This is a genomic window from Mycobacterium sp. DL99 (genome assembly GCF_004762045.1).
Classification (GTDB): domain Bacteria; phylum Actinomycetota; class Actinomycetes; order Mycobacteriales; family Mycobacteriaceae; genus Mycobacterium.
Genome location: NZ_SJOM01000007.1, coordinates 4,299,342 through 4,317,508, shown reverse-complemented (window position 1 = coordinate 4,317,508; position 18,167 = coordinate 4,299,342). Strand labels below are relative to the sequence as shown.

Sequence of the window (18,167 nt, the reverse complement as noted above, 5' to 3'; positions counted from 1 at the left end):
AAAGCGGCCCGCAATGCCGCTATCGCCTGGACCGCACCCGTCTCCATGATTCGAACATACATTCGACCACCGACAAATTGGGCGCTCCGTGACAACCAGGGTGCTCTGGGGAGCTAACCGGTTCGCAGCACCGAGCAGGCTGATTCAGCCGCCAGCTTGAGCCCTTCGCGCACGGGGAGTGTGCGGAACGAATCGGACAGAATCTCCACGCCCCACGGCCCGTCGAAACCGAGATCGCGCAGGGCGGCGACCAGTCGGGTCAGGTCGAAAGTGCCGTCCCCGCACAACAAGCGGTTGTTGACGGTGTCTTCGAAGAGTGTCCCGACAACATGCGCGGCAGCGTCGTCAAGTTCGACTCCGAAGATCATCTCCGGTGCCACGGTGGCGGCGAGCGCGTCGAGCGTTGTACCGGCCCGGAAGACGTGCCAGGCGTCGACGAGTAGTCCGACCGCGGGGTGGCCCGTATCTCGGATGAGCTCAGCGCCCATCGGCACCGTCTCGATGATCGAGAACGGCATGGGCTCGATGGCAATGCGGGTGCCGTGCGCGACGGCCTGGTCGGCCAGCTCGTGGAGTGGCTCCACCAGTGTCTCGGGATGCGTTGTTCGTGGACCCAATTCGGAGCCGATCTTGACGAATGCCGGCTTGAGCACGTCGGCGGCCTCGAACAGCAGATCCCGTACTGCGTAGGAATTCCCGTGCTGCCCGCGGGGAATCCACCAGCGTTCGATCAGTTCGATCTCGACGTGGGTGAGTCCGGCATCGGCGATCAGGTCGCGCAACCCGGCGAACCCGATGGATCCGTGGATGACCGCCAGATCGTCGGCGACCAACCCCATACCGCTGTAACCCGCATCGCGCACGGCGGCAACACGTTCGGTGATGGGTACCGGGCTTGTGGCGGGACGGTTCACCGGCGAGGTGTTGCCTGCACTGGTCCAGGCGGTCGCCACGAGGCGAGGCGACGTCATCCGCGGTACTTCGTGACGTACCCGGTCATCGTCTTCAGCTGGTAGCGCGACACCTCATGGGCGTTCTCGTCCTCGGCGAAGACCGACGACACCATGACCGTGTCGTCGCGGTCGTAGAAGCCGATCTCGGCCAGGCCGCCGAAGAACTCGTCCCAATTGATGTCGCCGTCACCGATTTTCAGGTGCTGATGTACCCGCACCGGGTTGCCCGGCGGGTTGGTGATGTAGCGCAGGCCGTGGCTGCGGTGGTGGTCCATGGTGTCGGCGACATGGACCAGGCGAAGCTTGTCGCCAGCGGCAAGCATTATCTCGGTCATGTTCGAACCCATGTGGAACGTGTGGCATGCCACGTACACCATGCCGACGTTGGGGGAGTTGAGCCCGCGGATTATCCGCACGGCTTCGAGGCCGTCCTCGACGAAATCATCTGGGTGCGGGTCGATCCGGACGTCGATGCCTTCGCGTTCGAAGATCGGGAGGAGTTCCTCCATGGACCGGAAGAACGCCCGTTCGGATTCCTCGGCTTTCTCTGGGCGACCCGAGAATTCGGTGTTGATGACGTTGACGCCGAGGTCGACGGTGATCTGGATGACGCGTTTCCAGTTGCGCACCGCGGCTTCCCGTGCGTCCTCGTCCGGTCCGGACCAACGCAATACCGGCAGCACCGAGGCGATCCCGACGCCGGCGTCGGCACAGGCCTTGCGGAACCTGGACACCAGATCATCGTCGGCGCGAGGATGGTTGAAGAACGGGATGAAGTCCCGGTGCGGGGTGAGCTGCAGATACTCGTAGCCGAGTTCGGCTACCAGGCGCGGAAATTCGAGCAGACCATGGTCGTGGTGGAACGGCGTCGGATCCAGCGCGATCTTCACGCTCACGCTCCCGGGATCGACTCGCGGGACACCATCTTCACCTCCACCGGCAGGCCGGTCTGCAGTGCCTCGACACCCGCCGCACACACTGCGGCCGCGGCGTAGCCGTCCCACGCGGTGGGGCCATCGGTGTAATCCCCGGTCGTGGTGCCGCGCTGAACTGCGTCGACCCAGCGCTGGAACTCGATGTCGTAGGCCCGGCCGAAGCGCTCCCGGAAACCTGGGGCGATGGTGCCTCCCCAGGTGCCTGGTGCACCTTTGCGGATCAGCCCGACATCGAGTCCGATGAAGGCCGAACCCTTTTCGCCGACCAGTTCGGTGCGCACCTCATAGGCCACCCCGGTGGTGACGAACAATTCAACGTCGACGTGCTTGCCGGACACGGTGCGCATGATGGCGATCTGTGGGTCCTGGATGCCCTCGGGGGCACCGGGATTGACCGCCGGCTTCATGATCTGGATCGAGGCGATCTCCTCGCCGAACAGGAATCGGGTCACATCGACCTCATGGACCAGGGAATCCTTGACGATCATGGAGCTGTCGAAGCTCGGCGGGACGGCCGGGTTGCGGTGCACGCAGTGCAGCACCAGCGCGCGGCCGAACTCACCGGCATCCAGCAGGGCCTTCAGCTGCATGTACTCCTCGTCGAAGCGGCGCATGAAACCGACCTGGATGAGCCGCTTTCCGAGCTCGGCCTCGCGTTTGACCACCTCAAGGGACGATTCGACATCGGTGGTCAGCGGCTTCTCGCACAGCACCGGCTTACCGTGCTCCAGACAGGCCAGTAGTTGCTTGTCGTGGGTCGGCCCGGGCGTGGCGAGTACGACGGCATCGACCTCAGGGTCGGCGATGGCGTCGAGCGGATCGGTGACGGCCCGGCAACCCGGGATGCCCGCGGCGATCGCCTCGGCCTTCTCGGTGAGGAAATCGTTCACCACGACGACGCGAGCGCCGGAGATCCGGCTGGTCAGGCGCGCCACGTGGTCGGCGCCCATGATGCCGACGCCGAGGACGGCGACGCGAAGGTCGTCCGTCGCTGTTGGATTGGGCATGCTGCTCCTAGCTGAAACGAACGGACGGGACACCGCAGGACCCCAGGTACTTCTGGGTGCGCTGGGCGATGGGCAGGGGAGCGTCGACCTCACAGGGGTACATGTCCTGCTCGACGATCGCGAACACATCGATGCCGAGCTTCTCGATCGCACTGAGAAGCGGTGGCATATCGGGGATTCCGCGCGGGGGTTCGGTCATCGCGCCGAGCTTGACCGCCTCGCCGAACGGCAGGTCCTCGGCCTCGACCTTGGCCCGCACCTCCGGGTCGACCTGCTTGAGGTGCAGGTAGCCGATGCGGTCGGGCGCGCGCTCGATGATGGCGATGTTGTCCCCACCGCAGTAGGAGATATGCCCGGTATCCATGCAGAGGTTGACGAACTCGCCGTCGGTGCCGTCCAGGAATCGGTAGACGTTCTCCTCGGTGTCGACGTGGCTGTCGGCGTGGGGATGGTACTGGGCACGCACCCCGTACTTCTCGAACATCGCCTTGCCCAGCTCATTCATGCCCTGAGTCTTCTTGCGCCACTGCTCGGGTGTGAGAGTGCGGTCCTCCAGCACCGCCCCGGTGGCGGGGTCGCGCCACATCTCCGGGATGACGACAACGTGCTTACCGCCAACGGCCGCAGTGAGTTTCGCGACATCCTCGACCTGCTTCCAGACTGAGTTCCATGAGTCGTCCCCAGGAGCCTCGGACTGGTGCAGATGCTCGAACACGGTCCCGGCGGACAGTTTCAGGTTTCGGGACCCGAGTTCGTCCAGCAGCTGTTCGGGGTCGGTCGGCAGGTAGCCGTAGGGGCCCAGTTCGATCCATTGGTAACCCGATGCGGCCACTTCGTCGAGGAACCGGGTGTACGGAGTCTGCCGCGGGTCATCCGGGAACCAGACGCCCCAGGAGTCGGGCGCGGAACCAACGAGAATGGTGCTCATGGATCTCTTTCAGCGGTCGGACGGATTGATCAGGGGGCGTTGGACTTTCTTCCAGTCCGCGTATCTCTCGTAGGCGCTCTGGGTGGACTCCAGCGTGGAGACCTCCGATACCGGAACATCCCACCAGGACTGACTGTCCGGGGCGAACACCAGCGGGTCAGTTTCCACATGGATGACGGTGGTGTTCTCGGCAGCTTTGGCGACCTTGACCGCGTCGGTGAATTCTGCGGCATTGCTGACCTTGATGACGTCGGCGCCCAGGCTGGCCGCGTTGGCGGCCAGATCCACCGGTAGCTTCGCACCATCGAGGCGGCCATCGGCGCTGCGGTACCGGTAAGCGGTGCCGAACCGCTGCGAGCCGACTGACTCCGAAAGCCCGCCGATGGAGGCGAATCCGTGATTCTGCACCAGCACCGGGATCACCTTGATGCCCTCCTGGACGGCGGTGACCAGTTCGGTTGCCATCATCAAGTAGGAGCCGTCGCCCACCATGATGAACACGTCACGGTCCGGGTCGGCCATCTTCACGCCGATACCGCCGGCGATCTCGTATCCCATGCAGGAGTATCCGTATTCGACGTGGTAGCCCTTGCGGTCCCGGGTGCGCCACAGCTTGTGCAGGTCGCCGGGCATCGACCCGGCTGCGCAGACCACCACATCACGCGGCTCGGACCGGGTATTGACCAGGCCGATCACCTGGTTCTGGTTCAGCGCGGCGCAATCGTCCGATATGGCGTACACCGCCGACACCGTGTCGTCCCACTCCTTGGCGAGTTCGGCTGTTCGGGAGCGGTATTCGTCGCTGACGGCGTAGTCGACCAACGCGGCGCTCAGTGCCTCGAGTGCCTCACGCGCGTCGGCGACCACGCTGACGCCACCCTGCTTCACCGAATCCAGTGACGCCACGTTGATGTTGACGAACCGGACGTCGGGGTTGTTGAACGCGGTCCGTGAGGCGCTGGTGAAATCGCTGTACCGGGTACCGATCCCGATGACGACGTCGGCCTCCGACGCCAGCGCGTTCGCGGCCGTGGTGCCGGTGGAACCGATCGCCCCGACCGCCTGCGGATGGTCGAACCGCAGCGAACCTTTGCCGGCCTGGCTCTCGGCGACCGGGATACCGGTACCAGACGCCAATGCGGCCAAAGCTCCTTCGGCACCGGAGTAGTGCACCCCGCCCCCCGCGATGATCAGTGGCTTGCGGGCCGACGCGATGATCTCGGCCGCGCGCGCGATCACCGACCGTTCGGGCAACGGCCGGGCCACATGCCAGGTGCGCTCGGCGAACAGCGATTCCGGCCAGTCGTGGGCCTCGGCCTGGACGTCCTGCGGGATCGCGACTGTCGCCGCACCGGTCTCAACCGGGTCGGTGAGCACCCGCATGGCCCCCAGCAGTGCCGCGGGCAGTTGTTCGGGCCGCCAGACCCGATCGAAGTAGCGGGACAGCGGCTTGAACGCGTCGTTGACGGTGACGTCGCCGGAGGACGGCAGTTCCAGCTCCTGCAATACGGGTGAACTGACCCGGGTGGCGAACGTGTCGGCGGGCAGCAGCAGCACCGGCAGCCGGTTGATGGTGGCCAGCGCGGCGCCCGTGAGCATGTTGGTGGCGCCGGGGCCGACGCTGGTGGTGACCGCCCACGCTTGCAGCCGATCCTTCTGCCGTGCGTAGGCCACCGCGCTGTGCACCATGGCCTGTTCGTTGCGGCCCAGCACGTACTTGAGTCCCGGTTCGCGCCCGGCCTCGTGTGCTTCCGTCTCGTCCTGCAGCAAGGCCTGACCGAGACCCGCCACGTTGCCGTGGCCGAAGATGCCGAAGCAGCCGGCGAAGAACTTGTGGCGCTCGCCGTCACGCTCGACGTACTGGTTGGCCAGGAACCGAATGGTGGCCTGTGCCACCGTGAGTCGCACAGTGGACTCGGTGTCGACGAGCTTCTCGGTCGACTTCGGTGCGGTGGAAACCATCGGTCAGGCTCCTCGGCTCTGGTGCAGGGGCAGTCGCGGATCGACGGCCTGGTGTTCCCAGCTGTCGCGCAGCCAGGTGTGGTTCGGGTCGTCGCAGATCAGCCAGGCTCGGTTCGGCCCTGAGCCCGCCATCACGTTGAGGTAGTACATGTGGTGTCCCGGAGCGGCGATGGATGGGCCGTGGTAGCCGTGCGGCACCAGCACCGCATCACCGCTGCGCACCTCCTCGAGCACCTCGATCGGACGCTGTGGGGTGCCGTAGACCCGGTGGTAGCCGAATCCCGGTGTCCCAGCGGGGCTGTCATCGATCTCGAAGTAGTAGATCTCCTCCAGCTGGGTCTCCACCTCGGTGTTCTCGTCATGCTTGTGCGCGGGGTAGCTCGACCAGTTGCCGCCCGGGGTGATGACCTCGCAGGCGATCAGCGAGTCGGCCTCGAAGGCCGTCGCGGTGCCGAAGTTGTGCACCTGCCGGCTGCAGTTGCCGGCCCCGCGCAGTTCGACGGCGACATCGGCGGCGGCGACGCGGCGGTTGGGAAAGCTCCGGTTTGCGCGTGCGCCGCAGATTGCGATACGGCCGTGGCCCGTCAGCGTGTATTCCTGGTTGATTCCGAGGTAGACCATGTCGGCCGGACCGTCGAACACCGATGCGCGCGGCGACAATTCGAAGGTCTCGTCGCCGGCTTCGACAGTCCCGCCGCCGGCCAGCGGCAGGATCATCACCTCCGTCTCGCCGGTCTGCCGGGTCACAGAGCCGGACGTACCGAGCTCGACCACCTGCAGCGACGACTCCGCCCAGCCTGCGGATTCCGGGGTGATGTCAACGGTGTAAGGCGCCTTGGCACTGTGCGCGGGGATGTACCACTTGCTGTTCACTGTCACCTCACCAACTTCACGGCGGTCGCGACGGCCGAGGCCACATCGTCATCGCCGGGGTACAACAGAGTGCGGCCCACGATCAGGCCCCGCACCGATGGCAATGTCAGCGCCTTCGCCCACGACGCGAACGCCTCGTCGGGATCGGTCGGATCACCGCCGAGCAGCAACGTCGGCATCGTGGTGGACTCCATCACCCGGTCCATCTCAGCGACGACGGGCAGCTTCATCCAGGTGTAGGCCGACGTCGAGCCCAGTCCCTGGCTGATGTGCACAGACTTGATCACGGCATCGGGGGACAGGTCGTTGCGGACCTTGCCGTCGACGCGGGTGGACAGGAACGGCTCCAGCATGGCGATCAGCCCGTTGGCGGCGAGTTCATCGACGGCCCGCGCGCACGCGGCGAGGGTGGACACCGTACCCGGATCGCCAAGATCGATGCGGCACAGCATCTTCCCGCCGTTCATCCGCGCGGCCGCGGTCGAAGCCGCGGTGGCGCCGGTCATCCGGTCGTCGAGCTCGAACGACGAGCCGGCCAGCCCGCCCCGGTTGAACGACGAGAACACCACCTTGTCGTCCAGTGCGCCGAGCAGGACAAGGTCGTCGAGGATGTCGGCGGTCGCCAGCACCCCGTCCACCCCTGGATCGGCGAGTGCCGTGCGCAGCCGGTCCAGCAGATCGATGCGATTGTTCATCGCGGTCGGCCGTGATCCGACGGCCAGCGCGCCGCGGGCGGGATGGTCGGCGGCGACGATCATCAGCTTGCCGTCTCCGCGCACCGTCGGACGGGTGGTCCGGTTGCGCCAGGCCGTCGCGACCGCTGCGGGTTCGCCGGCCCGCAGTTCGGTGATCTCCGCATAGGTTTTGCACATCGCGGAGTTCGAGCCAAGTGCGCTAGACATTTGCAGCCTCCACAGCGGTCTGTTCGGCGAGATCGGAGACCTCGGCGGCGGTCGGCATGGCGGTCGAGCATTCGAGACGGCCTGCGACGATGGCTCCCGCCGCATTGGCGTAGCGCAGGGTCTTCTCCAACGGCCAGTCGTGCAGCAGGCCGTGAATCAGGCTGCCGCCGAAGGCATCTCCGGCGCCGAGCCCGTTGACCACGTCAACCTCGTTGGGCGGAACGGTGACCGAGCTGTGCTTGGTCTTGCCCAGCACGCCGCGTGGACCCTGTTTGACGATCGCCAACTCGACTCCGAGCTCGAGTAGGGCGTCGGCGGCCTTGTGCGGGTTGGACTCGCCGACGGCGATCTCGCATTCCTCACGGTTGCCCACGGCGACGGTGACATGCTGCAGGGCGCGTTGCACCTGTTCGGTGGCCGCTGCCGGGGTTTCCCAGAACATCGGCCGGTAGTCGAGATCGAGAACAGTCAAATGGGCTCCCGAGCGGGCCTCCCACGCGGCGAAATGCGCACTGCGGCTGGGCTCCTCGGACAGGCCCGTCACCGTCGACCAGTACAGGCGCGCGGCGCGGATGGCATCCAGGTCCAGTTCGGTAGGACTGATCTGGAGATCCGGCGCGGACGGCTTGCGGTAGAAGTACAGCGGGAAATCGTCGGGTGGGAATATCTCGCAGAATGTCACGGGAGTCGGATACTCGCCGTGGGTGCGGACAAAGCGGTTGTCGACACCGAGCCGGGCGAGCTCGTCGCGGACGAACCGGCCGAAGGGGTCGTCGCCGGCCCCGGAGATCAGCGCGGTGCGATTGCCCAGGCGCGCCGCGGCGACGGCCACGTTGGCGGCGCTGCCGCCGAGGAATTTTCCGAACGATTCCACCTGGTCAAGCCCCACCCCGACCTGCAGCGGGTACACGTCGACGCCGCTACGTCCGATGGCGATGACGTCGAATGGCTGGCTGGCGTTATCGGTCACGACTGACTCCCGAGTGCGATGTGCGTATGTGCGTTCCGGCGACGACGAGCGCGCCTGGTGTCGGTGTCGACTGTGCTCCCCGTCACCATGTGCTGTCAAGACTTTGTTCGGACATTCTTACTTTCAGTCATAAGCAGGTATTCTGAACAATCACTCCCGGCGAACTGCGCGCGGAGGACACGAGGATTGGAGTGCGCGTGACCCCGACGTTGTCCGTGGAGCTCGATCGTTCGAGTCCGGTTCCGCTGTATTTCCAGGTGGCGCAGGTCTTCGAAAAGGCAATCCTGGACGGGCAACTCAAGCCGGGGGACCGTTTCGAGAACGAGTTGGCGCTGGCGAGCCGGCTCAGTCTGTCTCGGCCGACAACGCGCCGTGCGATTCAGGAACTGGTCGACAAGGGGCTGCTGGTCCGCAAACGCGGTGTGGGCACTCAGGTGGTGCAGACCCCGGTCCATCGCCCCGTCAAGCTCACCAGTCTGTTCGACGATCTTGCACGGGCCGGTCAGGAGCCGGGCACCAGAGTTCTGGAGTACGCGCTGGGTCCGGCGTCCGGCGAGATTGCCGAACGGCTCAACCTGGAAGCGGGCAGTGAGGTGGTGATGATGCGCCGGCTGCGTACGTCCGGCGGTCAGCCGTTGGCGTTGATGACGAACTATCTTCCTGCGGCGATCGCACCGGATCGCGATGACCTCGAGCGTATCGGCCTGTATCAGTCGTTGCGCGCCCGCGGGGTGCACATTCGGTTGGCCCAGCAGCGCATCGGCGCCAGGGCTGCCGAGCGAGATGAGGCCAAACTGCTCGACGAGAAGCCGAAGGCCCCGCTGCTGGTGATGGAGCGGACGGCGTTCGACGATTCCGGACGCGTAGTCGAGTACGGGAGCCATGCCTACCGCGCGTCGCGGTATTACTTCGATACCACCCTCGTGGATCGTTAGCACTCCCAAAAGTACTTTCTCCCTGCAGGTTTCGGTGGCTTGCCGTGGCACTTGTCCCGTCGTATGGGTGTCGCCGCGATGCTGCCGGACGTTTGATATGCAGTCCTAATGTCCGAACAAAGTCTTGACATTCGGATGTGAGCGGTATTACATCGACTGCGAGGCCGTGTCGCTTGTCACCAGACGTACAAGCACCGCGGTGACGTCGATGGCAAGGAGAAGCAATGAGGTTCAGTCGGCTCGCGGCGGTAGCTGCGGCGGGTGTGCTGGTAATGGGCGCCGGCGCGTGCTCCAGCACCGGCGGAAAGCCGCAGAGCAATGGTGGCGGAATGGGCGCCGGAACCGTCGACACCCCGCGGGCCACCATCGCGATGATCACCCACGAGGTGCCGGGTGACTCCTTCTGGGATCTGGTGCGCAAGGGCGCCGAGACCGCTGCCAAGAAAGACAACATCGAACTGCGGTACTCCTCAGACCCCGAGGCGCCCAATCAGGCCAACCTGGTACAGACCGCCGTGGACAGCGGCGTGCAGGGCATCGCGGTAACGCTGGCCAAGCCGGACGCCATGAAGGCCGCCATCGAAAATGCCACGGGCAAGGGCATTCCCACGGTCGCGTTCAACGCCGGTCTCGATTCCTGGCAGAAGGTCGGTGTCAAGGAGTACTTCGGTCAGGACGGATACATCGCGGGACAGGAGGCCGGCCGGCGGCTCACCGAGGAAGGCGCCAAGAAGGTTCTGTGCGTCATCCAGGAACAAGGCCACGTCGACCTCGAGGCCCGCTGCGCCGGCGTCAAGAACACCTTCCCCGCGACCGAGACGCTCAACGTCAACGGCAAGGACATGCCTTCGGTCGAGTCGACCATCACCGCCAAGCTGCAGCAGGACCGGTCGATCGACTACGTGGTGACGCTCGGTGCGCCGTTCGCGCCGACCGCCGTGCAATCCGTACGCAATTCCGGTAGTTCCGCCAAGGTGGGCACGTTCGACACCAACGCCGCACTCGTCGACGCGATCAAGAACGGTGACGTCCAATGGGCCGTCGATCAGCAACCGTTCCTGCAGGGTTACCTCGCCGTCGACTCACTGTGGCTCTACCTCAACAACGGCAATGTCATCGGCGGCAATCAGCCGACGCTGACCGGTCCGTCGTTCATCGACAAGACGAACATCGATGCGATCGCCGAGTACGCGAAGAACGGAACGCGCTAGACATGAGTACCCAGGCAGACCTCAATCTCGAAACGCACAAAGTCGTCCGGGACGAGCGGGTCAAGGAACAGAACAAGCTGCAGCGCTTACTGATCCGCCCCGAGATGGGTGCGGCGATCGGTGCGATCGGCATCTTCGTGCTGTTCCTGATCGTGGCTCCGCCGTTCCGGACGCCGGAGGCCCTGGCCACGGTGCTCTATGCCAGTTCGACGATCGGCATCATGGCTGTCGGGGTGGGCGTGCTGATGATCGGCGGTGAGTTCGATCTGTCGTCGGGTGTCGCAGTCACCACCGCTTCTTTGGCGGCATCGATGTTGTCGTACAACCTGCATCTGAATCTGTGGACGGGCGCGGTCCTGGCGCTGGTGATGGCCCTGGCGATCGGCTTCTTCAACGGCTACATGGTGATGAAGACCAAGATCCCGTCGTTCCTGATCACGCTGAGCACCTTCTTCATGCTCGCCGGCATCAACCTGGCGGTGACCAAGCTGCTGTCCGGCCAGGTTGCGACCCCGAGCGTGTCGGATATGGAGGGATTCGATTCCGGCCGAGCCGTATTCGCCTCGTCGTTCAGCATTTTCGGGGTGTCGGTTCGCGTCACCGTGTTGTGGTGGATCCTGTTCGTCCTCATCGCCACCTACGTGCTGTTCAAGACCAAGATCGGCAACTGGATCTTCGCCGTCGGAGGCAACCAGGACAGCGCCCGAGCCGTTGGCGTCCCGGTCACGAAGGTGAAGATCGGCCTCTTCATGGTGGTGAGCTTCTGCGCCTGGTTCGTCGGCATGCACCTGTTGTTCGCCTTCAACACCGTGCAGTCCGGTCAGGGCATCGGCAACGAGTTCTTCTACATCATCGCCGCGGTCGTCGGCGGCTGCCTGCTCACCGGCGGCTACGGCACCGCGATCGGCACGCTGATCGGTGCCTTCATCTTCGGCATGACCAACCAGGGCATCGTCTATGCCGGGTGGAACCCCGACTGGTTCAAGTTCTTCCTCGGCGGGATGCTGCTGTTCGCGGTGATCGCCAACAACGTCGTCCGTAACTACGCAGCGAAAAGGTAAGTAGATGAGCACAACTGCTGAAGCCCCGATCGCGGAGACACCGTCGGGCGGCGCGGTGCCGCTGGTCGAACTCAAACACGTCGGCAAGAGCTACGGAAACATCATCGCGCTCAAGGACATCAACCTTCGGGTGGGTGCCGGCGAGGTGACCGGCGTGCTGGGTGACAACGGTGCAGGCAAGTCCACCTTGATCAAGATCATCGCCGGCCTGCACAAGCCCACCGAGGGTGAGTTGCTGATTGACGGCACGCCGACGGTGTTCAACTCACCCAAGGATTCGCTCAAGGCCGGAATCGCGACCGTGTACCAGGACCTCGCGGTGGTCTCGCTGATGCCGGTGTGGCGCAACTTCTTTCTCGGCAACGAGTTGCGCAAGAAGGGCATCCTGCCGTCGCTGGACATTTCCGCGATGCGCGCGACCACCATTTCCGAGCTGAACAAGATGGGTATCGACCTGCCCGATGTCGACGCGCCGATCGGCTCGCTGTCGGGTGGTCAGCGCCAGTGTGTGGCGATCGCGCGGGCGATCTTCTTCGGCGCCCGCGTGCTGATCCTCGATGAGCCGACGGCGGCGCTCGGCGTCAAGCAGTCCGGCATGGTGCTGCGCTACATCACGGCCGCCAAGGAACAGGGGTTCGGGGTCATCTTCATCACCCACAACCCGCATCACGCGCACATGGTCGGTGACCATTTCGTGCTGCTGAACCGCGGGCGGCAGAAGCTGGACTGCACCTACGACGAGATCACCCTGGAACATCTCACCCAGGAGATGGCCGGCGGTAACGAGCTGGAGGCGCTCAGCCACGAACTCCGCCGCTGATCAGTGCAGCAGTGCCCCGTCGGCTGTCCGGCCGGCGGGGCACTGCGCTATCTACGGGTCAGTGCGAACACCCGCATGTCCCGGTTGGTGCGCGTCCGGTAGGCCCGGTACATCGGGTAGGTCAGAAACCGCTGCAGAGCGGCGTCGCGCTCGGCGCCGGAGAGCACGGCCGCGACGACCGGGATGTCCTGGCCTGCCATCGATATCGAAGCCTGCGGTTCGGCGACGAGATTGGTCGACCACGAGGGATGGTGCTGCTGGCCGAAGTTGCTGCCCATCACCAGTAGGCGGTCACCTTCGTGCACATAGCTGAGCACGGAGGTGCGCGGCAGGCCTGTTTTTCGGCCCTTCGCTGTCAACAGCAGTTCGGGCATCGACAGCGGACCGAACACCGAGAAGCGGCCCTTGGTGCGGTCGACCACCCGCCTGTCGAGTGGCACCATCGCGCGGATCACCTTGGAGCCGAATGAGGATGCGGCGAACGCGAACACCGGCTTGAACAACGATGAGACGTCGTCACGCCCCCAGTTGCCGTGCGGAAAGGATGCCTCGGACATCCCGCCATTGTGCGCATGGCGCACCCGGGAATGCGGCGCATCGCCAAAACCGACACGCGCGCTCGCGGTGCTGGTGAGCTGGTGAGGGGGCGTCAGGAAAATGCGGCGCGGAAGGCCTCCAGCGCGGCCACACTGTCGCCGGCGGCGTACGCCTCCATGCCGATCGGTCCGGTGTAGCCGCTGTCCCGCAATGCCTTTGCCACCGCCGGATAGTGGATCTCGCCGGTGCCGGGCTCGCAGCGGCCGGGAACATCGGCGACCTGGATCTCACCGATCGCCGATCCGGCCCGGCGCACCAGCTCGACCAGGTTCCCTTCACCGATCTGGGCGTGGTAGAGGTCGAGCATCATCTTCACGTTGGGATGCCCCACTGCCTCGATCAGTGCCAGGGTGTCCTTGGCGCGGGCCAGCGGCACCCCGGGATGGTCGACGATGGTGTTGAGGTTCTCCAGGCAGAAGGTGACGCCGGCCTCGGCGCCGAGTTCGCCCAGAGCCTCCAGACCCCGCATCGCCGAGAACCACATCTCGCCGGTGGCCCGGTACTGCGGGCGGGCTGCCTGGCCGTCGACCAGCTCGCCGGGATGCACGACCAGCCGCGGAACACCAAGGATCTCAGCCGCTTTGATGGCCTCCTGTGCGGTACGCACCACCTCGCGGGCACCGTCGGGAGCGTAGAGGTCGCCGTGCAGGTATCCGGTCATCGACGAGAACCGGGCTCCGGTGGCGGCCAGTGCACCGAGGTCCTTGTCGTGAAAACTCCAGATCTCCACCGAGAAGCCCAGATCGGAGATGCATCGGGCCCGCTCGATGATGTCGAGGTCCGTGAACACCATCTCGGCACACACTGCGAGTTCGAAGGTCATGACCGCACCGCGCCCGCGGGCGAGACCGGTGCACCGGTGCCGATGTGGCCGCAGATCAGCTGATCCGACATGAGGACTCCTGATTCACTAGAATGTTCCAGGTCTGACAAAACCAATGCGGTCGGCGCCGCGGCACTAACGCGTCGGTAGTCCCGCGGCCTGGTACGCGGCGTCGACATAGGCCATGTTGGTCACCGCGTCGGTGAGCCCGAATGGCAGTGCCGCGCCGTTCTGCACGTGGTCGGCGAACGCCTCCAGCTGATACGTGTAGCTGGCCCGGGTGCCGAGTCGCTCGACGCGTTCACCGGCGGCAGTCCGCACAGTGACCCGGTCGTCGTCATTGGGCCGGATGAAGTCGTGAACCAGCACCTCACCCTCACTGCCGACGATCCTGATGGTGAACGAATACTCTGGTGCCACCATCGAATTGGTGCTCAACCCGGTCGCGCCACCCGGGTAGTCCACCTCCACATCGCACGTCGCATCGACACCGGCCGAGCGTTGCTCGGCACGGGCAGCGAGGATGGACGGTGCACCGCGAAGCCCGTCGACGTCCAGACGGCCCAGCGACCGCAGGACGTGCATGCCGTAGCAGCCGAGGTCCATCAGGGCCCCGCCGGCCAGTTCCAGTGACCAGCGGGGGTCATCGTCGTCCGGGGCGGGCATCGCCATCCGCACCTCGACCCGGGTGAGTCGGCCGATCTCGCCGCTGGCGGCCAGCCTGAAGGCCCGCTGTGTCACCGGGTGGAAGAAGTAATGAAACCCCTCCAGGACCGTGACCCCCGCGGTTTCGGCGGCCCGGGCAACCGTGGCAGCCTCGGATCTGTTGCGCGCGAAAGGTTTCTCGCTGAGCACAGGCTTGCCGGCCGCGATCGCCGCCAGATTCCACGGTGCATGCAATCCGTTGGCCAGGGGGTTGTAGACGACGTCCACTTCGGCATCGTCGATCACGTCGGTGTAAGAGTCCACGGCGCGTTCCACGCCGTACTTCTCGGCAAAAGCCGCCGCGCGCTGCGGATCACGGGCGGCCACGGCCACCAAGCGATGGCCGAGTTCGTTCGCCGGTCCGACGATGGCCGCCTCGGCGATTCGGGAAGCGCCCAGAACACCGATGCGCAATCCGGTCACGAGGTCACAGATTTCAGGTACGCCACGCTGGTGCGCACGTCGCCGACCGGACCATCACCGGTCGGTGCGCCATCCAGGATGGTGTCCTGCTCCATCACGAACCATCCGTCGAAACCGTTGTCCCGCAATACCGAGACGATGCCCGCGATGTCAACATCGCCAGTGCCCAAGGGCGTGTACATCCCGGCCCTGACGGCATCGGTGTAGCTGATCTCACCGGACTGCACCTTCGCGGCGAGGACGGCATCCACGTCCTTCAGGTGGGTGTGCTTGATCCGGTTCGGCACGGCCTTGGCCAGTTCGAGCGGATCGGTGCCGCCGATCAACAGGTGCCCGGTGTCCAGACACAGTGGGATGGTCGAGCCGGCCAGCACCCGGTCGACGTCGTCGCGGGTCTCGACCATGGTTCCCACATGTGGATGCAGCACCGCGAGCAGGCCGCGCGCGGCAACGATCGCGGCCAGCCGGTCCAGGTTGGACAGCAGTCTCGCCCATTGGTCATCGTCGAGCACTGGCCGGGAGTCGTAGCCGTCGGACCCGGTGGCCGCGGCCAGCACCACGACCCCGGCGTCGGCCGCTACCAGCGAATCCAGCGGCCCGGCAAGGTCATCGGCGGGATCGTGATCGGCGTTGTGCAGTACCACCGGGACGAACCCGCCCACGCAGGCCAGCCCGTGCCGGGTCAGCACGGATTGAAGTTCGGCGGTGTCGGCGGGCAGGAAGCCCTCCGGGCCGAGTTCGGTGGCGGTCAGGCCGGTGTCGCGCATCTCGGTGAGCACGCGTTCGGGATCGAGTTGATGACCCCAGCCGGGAACCTCGCACACGCCCCATGAGATCGGCGCTCCGGCGATTTTGATGGTGGCGCTCATGCGTTGCGAACCTCCTCGATGCGCACCGGGGCGCCCCGGCGCAGGGACTCGGTGGCGGCCTCGGCCAGCCAGGCCACCTCGACGGCGTCGGCCACGGTGGCGCCGGCGACCGGTGCGCCCTTGGCTACTTCCACGAAGCCGGCCAGCTCCGTGCGGAACGCTTCGGTGAAGCGGTCCATGAAGAAATTGTGCGCAGGACCGGCCGGGAATGTGTTGGCCGGATCCACATTTCGGATCGGCACGCCCTGGTCCCAGCCGGCGGCCACGCTGTCGTCGAACCCATGAACCTCAAGGCGGCAGTCGTATCCGCGGGCGTTGTAGCGGGCATTCGACACGACGCCCAGTGCGCCCCCGTCGAACCGCACGATCACCGCGGCGGTGTCGACGTCGCCGTACTCGGCGAACAGGGGGTCGCCCTGAACGGATCCGGTGGCGTACACCTCGACCGCGTTCTGGCCGGTGATCCAGCGGATGATGTCGAAATCGTGTACGGCGCAGTCACGGAAGATTCCGCCGGAGCCCTTGATGTAGTCCAGCGGCGGGGGAGCCGGGTCCATCGTGGTGCTGCGCACCGTGTGCAGGACGCCCAGCGACCCGTCGTCGACCGCACGTTTGGCCGCGGCGAAGGCGGCATCGAAGCGGCGCTGGTATCCGACCTGCACGGGGACACCGGATCGCGCGATGGTCTCGGCCACCCGCGCGCTCTCCACGGCGGTGGAGGCGATCGGCTTTTCGCAGAAGGTCGGGATGCCGCGCTCGACGGCGGCCAATGTCAGCTCGGCGTGCGCCGGCGTGGCGGCAGCCACCACCACTCCGTCCACGCCCGAGGACAACAGTTCCTCGACGGTGTCGACGGCCTTGGCGCCGTGCTTGGCGGCCACCGCGGCAGCTACGTCGGTGCGCTCGTCGGTGATCACCAGCCCGTCCAAACCATCTAGGGCGGAAAGTGTTTCGGTGTGGAACGCGCCGATGCGGCCCAGTCCGATAACGCCGAGTGTGGTCATGGGGTTCTCCGTTCTTGCTGCTGATCGAGGATGGTGTCGAGTTGTTCGGGGGTCAGGTCGCCGGCCAATGCGGCCAGCACGGTGTCGACCTGGCTGGGCGGGGCCAGGCTGCCGATGGGTTGGTCCCGGTCGAGATTCGTCGGGAACGCGTAACCCTCGGCGGTGGCGTTGACGGCGTTGGCCAGCTCTCGCTCGGAGCGGCCCGCGGCCTTCATCGCCAGGAGGGCGGGGTACACGGCGCGAACCATGGAGGTGCGGTCGAGTGCTTCCATCGCGCGTCCGAACGGCGAGGAGATCTGCAGCAGGTTGGCCATCCGCCGGATATCGGTCGAGGTGTTGGTGCCCGCGCCGTGATAGAGCGCCGGATTGAAGAAGACTGCGTCGCCCTTGGCCAGCGGCACCTGAACCTGGTGAGTGGCGAAGAACTCGATGAACTCCGGCCGGTAGAACGCGATGTACCCGGCCTCGAACGTCTGCGAGTAGGGCAACAGCATGGTCGGCCCGCTGGCCGGCGGCATGTCACAGTGCGCGACCGCGCCCTGCAGCGTCATCGCCGGCGACAGCCGGTGCAGGTGTGCGGGGTAGTCGGCCAGCTGGTCCGGGGTGACGAAACCGAGATGGTAGTCGCGGTGCGGAACTTGCGCGGCGCCACCGGGATTGACGACGTTGACCTGGGAGGTGACCTGGTAGCGCGGGCCCAGCCAGGCCTGTGAGACGAGTGCGAGCGCGTCGTTGGCGTAGTAGTGGGCGTACACGTCGGGGGAGTGCAGGGCCAGCTTCTGGGCGGCGTTCCAGATGCGGTCGTTGGCGCCGGCCTTGCCGAAATGGTCGCCCGCGGCGGCGCCTTCGGCGCGTTGGGCTTGGATCAGCGCGGCGAACGCGGCGCCGGCCCGGTCGACGACGTCCTCGTCGAAGGCACCCTCGAACACCACGACGCCCGGTCCGTCGGCCAACACGCTGATCAACTCGGCCTGCAGCCCACGGCGGTCGGCCTCGGCGATGGTCGCGGCCGAGTAGACCGGGACGTTGTGCCGGATATCAGCGGCCAGCGGGTAGTCGGCGGGGTCGGTGGTGCGGGACACCTGGGCGCGGAAGTCGTCGAGTGAGCAGTCCGCTTCCTCGATCCAGGCCCGGTGCCCGGTGCGCGATGTCCGCAAGGTCGTGGTCATGGCAGCTAGTCTTGCTGTGT

Annotated in this window: 18 protein-coding genes; 4 read left to right on the top strand and 14 right to left on the bottom strand. The window is 65.8% G+C overall.

The annotated features are described in order from the left end of the window. Positions 1 to 113: 113 nt before the first annotated feature. Genes EYZ64_RS21095 through iolC form a run of 8 tightly spaced genes read right to left on the bottom strand, consistent with a single transcriptional unit; the run spans position 114 to position 8,530 of the window. The gene (locus tag EYZ64_RS21095; protein WP_135456383.1) at positions 114 to 971 is read right to left on the bottom strand and encodes a sugar phosphate isomerase/epimerase family protein; all 858 of its coding nucleotides are present in this window, start codon (positions 969 to 971) and stop codon (positions 114 to 116) included. Beyond that, positions 968 to 1,843 carry a sugar phosphate isomerase/epimerase family protein gene (locus tag EYZ64_RS21090; protein ID WP_135460156.1) on the bottom strand — a complete coding sequence of 292 codons (876 nt, stop codon included), beginning with the start codon at positions 1,841 to 1,843 and terminating at the stop codon, positions 968 to 970. Before EYZ64_RS21090 ends, EYZ64_RS21095 begins: the two co-directional genes overlap by 4 nt. Positions 1,844 to 1,845: 2 nt before the next feature. Then, positions 1,846 to 2,895, bottom strand: a complete 1,050-nt coding sequence (locus EYZ64_RS21085) for a Gfo/Idh/MocA family protein (protein ID WP_135456381.1) — start codon at positions 2,893 to 2,895, stop codon at positions 1,846 to 1,848. A 7-nt stretch (positions 2,896 to 2,902) separates the two neighbouring features. Beyond that, positions 2,903 to 3,823, bottom strand: a complete 921-nt coding sequence (locus EYZ64_RS21080; protein ID WP_135456379.1) for a sugar phosphate isomerase/epimerase family protein — start codon at positions 3,821 to 3,823, stop codon at positions 2,903 to 2,905. A gap of 9 nt (positions 3,824 to 3,832) precedes the next feature. After that, positions 3,833 to 5,785 (bottom strand): 3D-(3,5/4)-trihydroxycyclohexane-1,2-dione acylhydrolase (decyclizing), encoded by a 1,953-nt coding sequence (gene iolD / locus EYZ64_RS21075; protein WP_135456377.1) that lies wholly within the window; start codon positions 5,783 to 5,785, stop codon positions 3,833 to 3,835. A 3-nt stretch (positions 5,786 to 5,788) separates the two neighbouring features. Continuing rightward, complete coding sequence (gene iolB / locus EYZ64_RS21070) at positions 5,789 to 6,658, bottom strand: 5-deoxy-glucuronate isomerase (protein ID WP_135460155.1); 870 nt, start codon at positions 6,656 to 6,658, stop codon at positions 5,789 to 5,791. Between the two features lie 2 nt (positions 6,659 to 6,660). Further along, the gene (locus EYZ64_RS21065) at positions 6,661 to 7,560 is read right to left on the bottom strand and encodes a Cgl0159 family (beta/alpha)8-fold protein (RefSeq protein ID WP_135456376.1); all 900 of its coding nucleotides are present in this window, start codon (positions 7,558 to 7,560) and stop codon (positions 6,661 to 6,663) included. Continuing rightward, positions 7,553 to 8,530 carry a 5-dehydro-2-deoxygluconokinase gene (gene iolC, locus EYZ64_RS21060; RefSeq protein ID WP_135456374.1) on the bottom strand — a complete coding sequence of 326 codons (978 nt, stop codon included), beginning with the start codon at positions 8,528 to 8,530 and terminating at the stop codon, positions 7,553 to 7,555. Before iolC ends, EYZ64_RS21065 begins: the two co-directional genes overlap by 8 nt. A 197-nt stretch (positions 8,531 to 8,727) precedes the next feature. On the opposite strand from iolC, the gene EYZ64_RS21055 reads away from it, so the two are divergent. The 4 genes from EYZ64_RS21055 (at position 8,728) to EYZ64_RS21040 (ending at position 12,557) form a co-directional block, all read left to right on the top strand. After that, entirely contained in the window at positions 8,728 to 9,465 is a 738-nt protein-coding gene (locus EYZ64_RS21055; RefSeq protein WP_135456372.1) for a GntR family transcriptional regulator, read from the top strand. 224 nt (positions 9,466 to 9,689) lie between these two features. Further along, entirely contained in the window at positions 9,690 to 10,676 is a 987-nt protein-coding gene (locus EYZ64_RS21050; protein ID WP_135456369.1) for a substrate-binding domain-containing protein, read from the top strand. Between the two features lie 2 nt (positions 10,677 to 10,678). Continuing rightward, positions 10,679 to 11,737 carry an ABC transporter permease gene (locus EYZ64_RS21045; RefSeq protein ID WP_135456367.1) on the top strand — a complete coding sequence of 353 codons (1,059 nt, stop codon included), beginning with the start codon at positions 10,679 to 10,681 and terminating at the stop codon, positions 11,735 to 11,737. A 4-nt stretch (positions 11,738 to 11,741) separates the two neighbouring features. Next, positions 11,742 to 12,557: an ATP-binding cassette domain-containing protein gene (locus EYZ64_RS21040; RefSeq protein ID WP_135456365.1), complete on the top strand. Its 816-nt coding sequence runs from the start codon at positions 11,742 to 11,744 to the stop codon at positions 12,555 to 12,557. A 47-nt stretch (positions 12,558 to 12,604) separates the two neighbouring features. Here the strand turns inward: EYZ64_RS21040 and EYZ64_RS21035 are convergent, their stop codons facing one another. The 6 genes from EYZ64_RS21035 to EYZ64_RS21010 all read right to left on the bottom strand — a co-directional run bounded on the left by EYZ64_RS21035 (position 12,605) and on the right by EYZ64_RS21010 (position 18,147). Continuing rightward, the gene (locus EYZ64_RS21035; protein ID WP_135456363.1) at positions 12,605 to 13,114 is read right to left on the bottom strand and encodes a nitroreductase family deazaflavin-dependent oxidoreductase; all 510 of its coding nucleotides are present in this window, start codon (positions 13,112 to 13,114) and stop codon (positions 12,605 to 12,607) included. A gap of 92 nt (positions 13,115 to 13,206) precedes the next feature. Then, entirely contained in the window at positions 13,207 to 13,977 is a 771-nt protein-coding gene (locus EYZ64_RS21030) for a TIM barrel protein (protein ID WP_135456361.1), read from the bottom strand. Positions 13,978 to 14,112: 135 nt separating this feature from the next. Then, positions 14,113 to 15,105: a Gfo/Idh/MocA family protein gene (locus EYZ64_RS21025; protein ID WP_135456359.1), complete on the bottom strand. Its 993-nt coding sequence runs from the start codon at positions 15,103 to 15,105 to the stop codon at positions 14,113 to 14,115. Further along, positions 15,102 to 15,974, bottom strand: coding sequence for a sugar phosphate isomerase/epimerase family protein (locus EYZ64_RS21020; protein ID WP_135456357.1), 873 nt, complete (start codon positions 15,972 to 15,974; stop codon positions 15,102 to 15,104). Before EYZ64_RS21020 ends, EYZ64_RS21025 begins: the two co-directional genes overlap by 4 nt. Beyond that, on the bottom strand, positions 15,971 to 16,978 hold the full coding sequence (locus EYZ64_RS21015; protein ID WP_135456355.1) for a Gfo/Idh/MocA family protein: 1,008 nt from the start codon (positions 16,976 to 16,978) through the stop codon (positions 15,971 to 15,973). Before EYZ64_RS21015 ends, EYZ64_RS21020 begins: the two co-directional genes overlap by 4 nt. Continuing rightward, positions 16,975 to 18,147, bottom strand: a complete 1,173-nt coding sequence (locus tag EYZ64_RS21010; protein WP_135456353.1) for a phytanoyl-CoA dioxygenase family protein — start codon at positions 18,145 to 18,147, stop codon at positions 16,975 to 16,977. The genes EYZ64_RS21015 and EYZ64_RS21010 overlap by 4 nt, the downstream gene beginning before the upstream one ends. Positions 18,148 to 18,167 lie beyond the last annotated feature (20 nt).